The sequence below is a fragment of the Streptomyces himastatinicus ATCC 53653 genome, from assembly GCF_000158915.1.
GTDB lineage: Bacteria > Actinomycetota > Actinomycetes > Streptomycetales > Streptomycetaceae > Streptomyces > Streptomyces himastatinicus.
Genome location: NZ_GG657754.1, coordinates 10,102,225 through 10,107,559 on the forward strand (window position 1 = coordinate 10,102,225; position 5,335 = coordinate 10,107,559).

Sequence of the window (5,335 nt, forward strand, 5' to 3'; positions counted from 1 at the left end):
CGCGGACCTGGACGCCGCACGGTGCCGTGCTCATCACCGGCGACACCACCGGCCCGGCGGCCCACATCGCCCGATGGGCGGCCGACAACGGCGCGAAGCGCGTCATCCTGCTGGGCCATCAAGACGGAGACGGGAACGCCGCGCTGAAGGCCGAGCTGGACGCGCTCGGCGCCGAGCTGACGATCGCGGACTGCGCGCCCGGCGACCGGGCGGGTGTCGTCCGTACCGTCGAACGGCTGGCGTCGGAGGGCGGACGGATCGGGACGGTCGTCCACACTGCTACCTCCGGTGCGCTGGCACCGCTGACGGAGCTGACACCCGAGCGGCTGGCCGATGAGATCTCCGCTCAACTCGCCTGTTCCGAGGCGGACCTTGAGGCGGCGTGTGGTCTCGGGCCCGAGGACACGGTCATTTACTGCTCCACCGTCGCGACGGCGTGGGGCAGCAAGGACCACGGCTCGTACGCTGCCGCAACCGCCCACCTCGACGCGCTCGCGCAACGCCGACGGGCCGAGGGCCGGGCCACGGTCTCGATCGCCTGGGGGCTGTGGGACCTGCCGGACGGCGGCGATACGCCCCAGCCACTGGCCCCGCACACCGAGCGTTCCCGGCGCCAGGGACTGTCGCCGCTGGATCCACGGTGGGCGCTGAACGCCCTGCGGCAGGCGCTCGACCACGACGATCCCCAGCTGACGATCGCCGATGTCGCCTGGGAGCGCTTCGCGCCGCTGTTCACCCTGGCCCGGACGAGCAGGCTGTTCGACACGGTGCCGGAGGCCCGCCACGCCATCGAGGCCGCACAGGAACCCGCCGAAGGGGACACCGGCGCGGACGGTGCCGCGGCGCTGCGCGAGGAGCTGGCCGCGCTGGACGAGGACGGGCGGACCGGACGGCTGCTCGCCCTGGTACGCGGCCATGTGGCCGCCGTACTGCACTATCCGGCGCCGGAGGCGGTCGACCCGGGCAGGCCGTTCAAGGAGCTGGGCTTCGACTCGATCGCGGCGGTGGAGCTCAGGAACCGGCTGCGAGCAGCCACCGGGCTCAGCCTGCCGACGACGGTGGTCTTCGACTATCCGACACCGGAAGCCCTGGCGGGCTGTCTGCTGGCCCAGCTGGCTCCGGAGGAGTCCGCCACCGCCCACCCGGGGCTCGGACACCTCGACGCGCTGGAGGCGGCGCTGGCCGGAATGGCGGCCGAAGACCCGCGGCGCACCGGACTGGTGAAGCGTCTCCAGGGCCTCCTGTGGAAGTACACGGCCACCGACGACGAGGAGGGCGAACCGGCGGACGAGCAGGATCTCGCCGCCGCCACCGCCGACGAGGTGTTCGCCCTCATCGACCGCGAGCTGGGGACCTGAGCGGCCAGGCCCCGTTCGCAAAGGAACCCGTTCGCCAAGAACCCCCCGTACGGGACGCCGTACGGGGGGTTCGCCGTGTGCCGGTCAGTGAAGGGCACGGGCCTGCCGGACGGTGCGGGCCAGGTCGAGCAGATCCTCCGCCACCCGCCGCGGGTGCTGGGCGTGCAGATCGTGCTCCGAGTCCAGGTATTCGCGCATGGCCGCACCGCGCAGCGTGGCCGTGGTGGCCTCGATACGTGTGCGGATGCGGTCCGCCCACTGCGGGTCCGCGCCCTTCGGGATGGCGGGCATCAGCAGGGTGGGCACCGAGATGGCCGGGTACCAGGGGCTCGGCGGCTCGTCCCAGATGCTGCGCAGCATGGACGTGTGCTGTTCGAGGGTCATCCGCCGGGACAGCGAACCGTCCGGGTTCTCCCGCATGGTGGCCACGGCCGCCTCGATCGCCGCCGGCGACCAGTCGGGATGGATGTCCCGGAAGTAGTCGCTCACGCTCTGCACGGTGGCACCGTCCAGCGCGGGCGGGCGCAGCGCGCCCGCGAACGCCTCCCACGAGGGGAAGGCCTTGGCGGGTTCGAGCCAGCCGCCGTCGACCAGGGCCAGCCCCGCCACCAGTTCGGGATGCTCGGCGGTCAGCCGCACCGATACGTTGCCGCCGTACGAATGCCCGGCCACCACCACCTCGGACAGCCCGAGGGCGGCGCAGGCCGCCACCAGGTCCGCGACGGCGGTCGGTGTGTCGTACCCCTTCTCCGGGGTGTCGGACTCGCCGTGGCCGCGCAGATCGGCCGCGTACACCGCATGGCCCGCGGCGGCCAGGTGGTCGGCGACCTCGTCCCACATCCGGGCGTTCGAGGCCATGCCATGGACCAGGAGGAAGGCGGGGGATGCGGTTCCAGGCCGGTGTCGGAAATGCAATTTCACATCGTCGGTTACGGGCACGGAAAGATCCATGGAGGAATTTTAGCCCGATATCCGCGAGTGCTTCGATATCTTCGGCGGTCAAGTGTCCCCGCGTTAGCGGCACTTAAGAATGCATGGGGGAACGGAGACGCCGGGCGGGAGGGGATGAGCCCTTCCCGCCCGGCGTCGGCGTATCGCGGCGCACGCTATGCCGTGGCGCCGTCCCCGCTGTTGACCGCCGCGTACGCCTCGGCGAGATAGTGGCCGAGGCGGGCGGGAGAGGGATATTCGAGAATGGCGACGAGGGGAATTTCCACGTCGGTGAGTGTCATCAGCTTGCGGGTGAGTTCGAGCGCGGTCAGCGAGGTGAGTCCGTTTTCGAGGAAATTGCTGTCGTCGTCGATCGGGGTGGGGGAGAGGATGTCGGCGAGTTGCGCCCGTACGGTCTCCCGCAGGATGTCCTCGCGCTCTTCCGCCGTGGCGATGGCGAGCGCCTGGTGCAGGGCCGCGCCGTCGAGATGGGCCTCGCTCTGTTCCGTGTGCATCTCGGGTCCGTTCGGTTGGGGGTCGGAGGAATCGCCGGGGGCGTTGCCATTGACCGCGGTGAATGCGTTCATCGTTTCTCCCGCCTGGTGGGTGCTTCGTCGATGTCCGCGATGACCACGGACACCGCGTCCTCCACGACCGCCTGCCGCAGCAGTGCGGCCGCCGATCGCGGGGACAGTGCGGAGTTTCCCGGGCTCCGTGGCCGCTCGACGGCGCCGGTGGCCGTGGCGACGCCGTCGACGGCGCCCCAGCACACCGAGGTCGCCGGGACGCCCCGCGCCCGGCACTCCTGCGCGAGCGCATGCAGATAGGCATGGGCCGGAGCCTGGTTGCCCAGCCCCGGGCCGGGCAGCACACCCACGGCCGAGGAACTGAGCACAAAGGCCGACAGGTCGCTCTTCAGGCTGAGGGCGCACAGATTCCGCGCCCCCGCCACCGCCGCATGCCATGTTCGCTCGATATGCGCGGTGTCCAGCGGCCCGGCCTCGTGGAGCGGCGGCACCGCGAGGTGCAGCACCGCGGTCAGCGGCGCGTCGGCTGGAAGACCGGCCACGGCGGCGGCGAGCGCGTCCGGATCGGCCGGGTCGACGGTGGCGACGGACACCTGTGGGCCCGAGGCGGCCAGTTCGGCGAGCAGATCGTCGTCCGGGGCCGTGGGGTCGAGGAGGAGCAGCCGGTCCGCGCCCGCCCCGGCCACCCACCGGGCGGTGTGCGCGCCCAGGGCGGTGGCCGCTCCGGTGATCAGCACCGTGCCGTGCGCCGCCCAGCCACCTGACACGGTGCCGTCGCCCGCGGTGGCGCGCCCGGGTACGTCCCGCACCAGACGGCGCGTGAAGCAGCAGTCGGCGCGTACGACCACTTCACTCTCGCCGTGGAGACCCGCCAGGACACCGGCCAGCCGCCGTCCGGCGCGTGCGTCGAACCGGTCCGGCAGATCGACCGGTCCGCCCCAGCACCGCGGGTGTTCCACCGCGAGGGCGCGGCCCAGACCCCAGAGCTGGGCCTGCTCCGGGCGGAGCACCGGATCCCCGCGACCGACACTGACCGCGCCGCGCGTGGCCACCCACACCGGGGCCTCGATCCCGGCCCGCTCCACCGCCTCGACCAGCGCGATGGTCGGGGTGAGCGCCGGGCTCCGGCCGTCGTCGGCCGGTGGCCGGGTCTCGTCCAGGGCCGACAGCGAGAGCACACCGGCGACGAACCGCCCGGTGGCGGCGTCGGATATCCGGTCGGCGAGGGCGCGGGCCGAGGGGCCCTCCGCAGCGAGTTCGACGACATCGGCGCCGTGTTCGCGCAGCGCGGCGACCACCGCGTCGGCGAGCGGGCCGCCGGCCGACGCGACCAGCCAGGTGCCGGACAGCCGCGGTGCCACCACCTCGGCCATGGCCTGCCAGGCGATCCGGTGGCGCCACTGCCGCTGCCGCCGCCAGGCGGCCAGCGCGGGCAGGATCTCCCGCAGCTGGCCGTGCCGCTCCGCGGGGACATCGAGGGTCCGGGTCAGGGCCGCCATGTCCGCGTGCTCCACGGCGTCCCAGAACTCGGCGTCCACCCATGTCTCGGTCCCCGGCGCCGCATCCGTCTGCTGGTTGTCGAGCCAGAACCGCTGCCGCTGGAAGGCGTAGGTGGGCAGCGGGACGGTACGCGGTGGTGTGGCGCCGTCGAAGAGGGCGCGCCAGTCGACCGTAGCGCCCGTGGTGTGCAGCCGCGCCAGCGCGTACAGCAGCGCGCGCACCTCGGACCGTCCGCCACCGCCACCGAACGGCGACAGCACCAGCGGCGCCGCTCCGTCCGCCGGACCATGCCCGGGCCCCAGCTCCCAGACCACACCGGCCTCGCCGAGGTTCGGTGCTTCGGGGCGTGGCTCGGCCGTATCGCGGTCGCACCAGTAACCGGGTGTGGTGATCCGCTCGTCCACGGGCAGTCCGGTGAGGACGTCCAGGACCGGGACCGCCGGGCGGCGGAGCGACACCGCGCCGAGGGCCCGGGGGAGTTCGCCGGGTCCGGCGGCGACGAGGCGGCAGGCGTCCGAGAGGTCGAGGACACCGGCGACGTGTGCGGCGGCGATCTCACCGACGAAAGGACCGCCTAGCGCACCGGCCACCGCATCGGCTCGTACCCCGGCCGCGTCCAGCAGCCGGACCAGCGCGATGTGCAGCGCGAACAGCCCGGCCTCAGAGTCCGGTGGCGGACGTTCCCCCGCCACCCCCAGCAGCGCGCACACCTCGTCGAAGGCGGCGGCGAACACCGGGAAGCGGTCGTACAGTTCGCGGCCCGCCCCGTCGGCGAAGCCTTCCAAGGCGTCGGAGCCGCCGAACAGGAACACCGTCCCAAGCGACGCGGCCGCCGCCCCGCCCGTACGGACCACACCCGGCCCGACCACGGCCGGATGCGGCTCACCTGCCGCCAGCGACGCCAGCCCCGCCCGTAACTCGTCCGGCCCCTCGCCGACCACGACGGCCCGGTGGTCGAACACCGACCGCGTCGTGACCAGCGACCAGCCCACATCGCGCGGTGACACACCCGCATCACGG

The 5,335-nt window shown here is 73.2% G+C and carries 4 protein-coding genes; 1 reads left to right on the forward strand and 3 read right to left on the reverse strand.

What is annotated here, in order from left to right:
• The coding region (locus SSOG_RS42595; RefSeq protein WP_154686142.1) for a beta-ketoacyl reductase at positions 1 to 1,358 on the forward strand (1,358 nt) is incomplete at its 5' end.
• A gap of 84 nt (positions 1,359 to 1,442) precedes the next feature.
• Here SSOG_RS42595 and SSOG_RS42600 read toward each other — a convergent pair.
• From SSOG_RS42600 to SSOG_RS54465, 3 genes are all read right to left on the reverse strand, one after another.
• The gene (locus SSOG_RS42600; protein WP_009720529.1) at positions 1,443 to 2,309 is read right to left on the reverse strand and encodes an alpha/beta fold hydrolase; all 867 of its coding nucleotides are present in this window, start codon (positions 2,307 to 2,309) and stop codon (positions 1,443 to 1,445) included.
• Positions 2,310 to 2,464: 155 nt separating this feature from the next.
• Entirely contained in the window at positions 2,465 to 2,875 is a 411-nt protein-coding gene (locus SSOG_RS42605; protein ID WP_039940085.1) for an acyl carrier protein, read from the reverse strand.
• On the reverse strand, positions 2,872 to 5,335 hold a 2,464-nt coding region (locus tag SSOG_RS54465), incomplete at its 5' end, for an SDR family NAD(P)-dependent oxidoreductase (protein WP_208867448.1). The genes SSOG_RS42605 and SSOG_RS54465, both read right to left, overlap by 4 nt.

What these genes read in the sequence shown, in the direction of transcription:
- SSOG_RS42605 (WP_039940085.1), bottom strand. Translation starts at nt 2,875, where the DNA reads ATGAACGCATTCACCGCGGTCAATGGCAACGCCCCCGGCGATTCCTCC.
- SSOG_RS42600 (WP_009720529.1), bottom strand. Translation starts at nt 2,309, where the DNA reads ATGGATCTTTCCGTGCCCGTAACCGACGATGTGAAATTGCATTTCCGA.